This is a genomic window from Archangium violaceum Cb vi76, from assembly GCF_000733295.1.
GTDB classification, from domain to species: domain Bacteria; phylum Myxococcota; class Myxococcia; order Myxococcales; family Myxococcaceae; genus Archangium; species Archangium violaceum.
Genome location: NZ_JPMI01000092.1, coordinates 1 through 1,708, shown reverse-complemented (window position 1 = coordinate 1,708; position 1,708 = coordinate 1). Strand labels below are relative to the sequence as shown.

At 66.6% G+C, this 1,708-nt stretch carries 1 protein-coding gene; it reads right to left on the bottom strand.

All coding sequences use genetic code 11. From position 1 onward, the window contains the following. Nucleotides 1-148: 148 nt before the first annotated feature. On the bottom strand, nt 149-1,540 hold the full coding sequence (locus tag Q664_RS14555) for a sensor histidine kinase (RefSeq protein ID WP_052518101.1): 1,392 nt from the start codon (nt 1,538-1,540) through the stop codon (nt 149-151). Nucleotides 1,541-1,708: the final 168 nt, after the last annotated feature.

Below are 1,708 nucleotides of genomic sequence, written 5' to 3'. Positions count from 1 at the left end.
AGGGGTGCAGCAGCTACCTGACAACCTGATTATCGGCCCGGCCCCCGCGGAGTTTCCTGCTCCTTTTCCGGATCATTTTTTTCCGGGCCACTCCCCCGCCCTGACGGACGGGCCGTGAGCACGAGGAGGGCGACGAGCACCCACGGGGTCAATGCGTGAGCTCCGTCCGCGATGGTGGAGGAGCGTCATCGCCCTCGTGGAGCGGCTCCCAGGAGGAACCGGCACGCGGGAGCTCGAACCAGAACGTGCTTCCCTTGCCCCATTCGGACGTAACACCGACCCGGCCGCCGTGCCCTTCCGCCAGCTTCTTGACCGTGGCGAGTCCCAGTCCGAGCCCATCGGCACCGCCGCGCTGTCCGCGGAAGTACAGCTCGAACAAGATGGGCAGCTTCTCCGCGGCGATTCCCGGTCCCGTGTCGATGACCTCCGTGCGAACAAAGGCCCCCGCTTCACTCAGGCGGAGGGTGATACGCCGGCTCGGCGCGTCACCCATGTACTTGATCGCATTGCGGACCAGGTTGCCGAGCAGGCTCAGGTAGACCCCCGTACTGCATGCGACAAGGACGGGGGGAACCGGCTCGGAATGAAGCTCGATACCGGCCTGCTCCGCTTCGGCCGCGAATCCCCCCAGCAGATCGGCGATGACCGTCCGGAGCTCGGTCCGGGCACCTGGATCCGGCCTCGCTCCGGACCGGGCGAATTCGAGGAGCGCGGTGGTGATCGCATCCGCTCTCGAGAGAGAGCGGATGACGCGCTGGATGGAATGGCTTGCCGCCTCATCCACACTCTTCCGGAGCGCCAGCTCTGCGGCCATCCGGGCAGCGGAGAGTGGATTGCGGATATCGTGGGCGACACGGCCCGCGAACTGCTCCAGCTCCGCGGCACGCATTTCCAGGGCTCTCGTATGCGCATCGAAGAGCGCGCGGCGCGCACGCGACTGGCGATGGAGCAGCCACGCCACGACCACGGCCAGGAGGACACAGACCGTGGTGAGGCCGATGGAGAGCCAGAGTGTCTGGCGCCGGGTTTCGCGGATGTCCGCCGCCAGCTCGCGGCCGCGAACGGCGTTGAGCCCGATCGCACGCGTGATGTCCTCGAGGACGCGCCGAGCCGCCGGTTCGACCTTCTGGCTGAACATCGCGCGGGCCTCGGCATCCGCGTTGGACTCCGCGAGCTCGCGCGCCTGCTGGACGACATTGTCGAACTGCTGCCAGGACTCCTGGACGTCCAGCCACAGCACCTGCTCGCCGGGGTAGGACGGGAGACTCAAGTACTCGTACGTTCCCTGCTTCACACGCGCCGATGCGGTCTCCAGGGTCCGTCCCAGCTCGGGACGCAACTGGGGCTCGTGGATGAAACGCGAGAGGGCCAGCTCGGTTTCCAGAACAGCCCTGCGAGCAACCGCCAGGTGCTCGATGCTCGGGGCCGAGTTGTAGATGATGCTTTCGGAGAGCGCACCGACAGCCGCGGAAGAACGCTGAACGATGAGGTTCGTCACGAGGAAGCTCCCCACGACGGCCGCGAAGGCGAGCGCGAGCATCCTCCCGGACACATCCTTCCCAGATGGCGGCAGAGAAGCCATGGTCAACCCATGTGCCCCACCTCTCCCTGCGTCAAGCTCGACGCGATGGGCCGAGCTCAACCCCGCTGGGTTGGCCACCAGGCGTTCAGAATTGAATCGGTGAAAAGCGAAACCGGCCCCGCGACG

Bases quoted from the DNA above. Each gene is read 5' to 3' on its own strand.
- Q664_RS14555 (WP_052518101.1), bottom strand. From the start codon at position 1,540: ATGCTCGCGCTCGCCTTCGCGGCCGTCGTGGGGAGCTTCCTCGTGACG.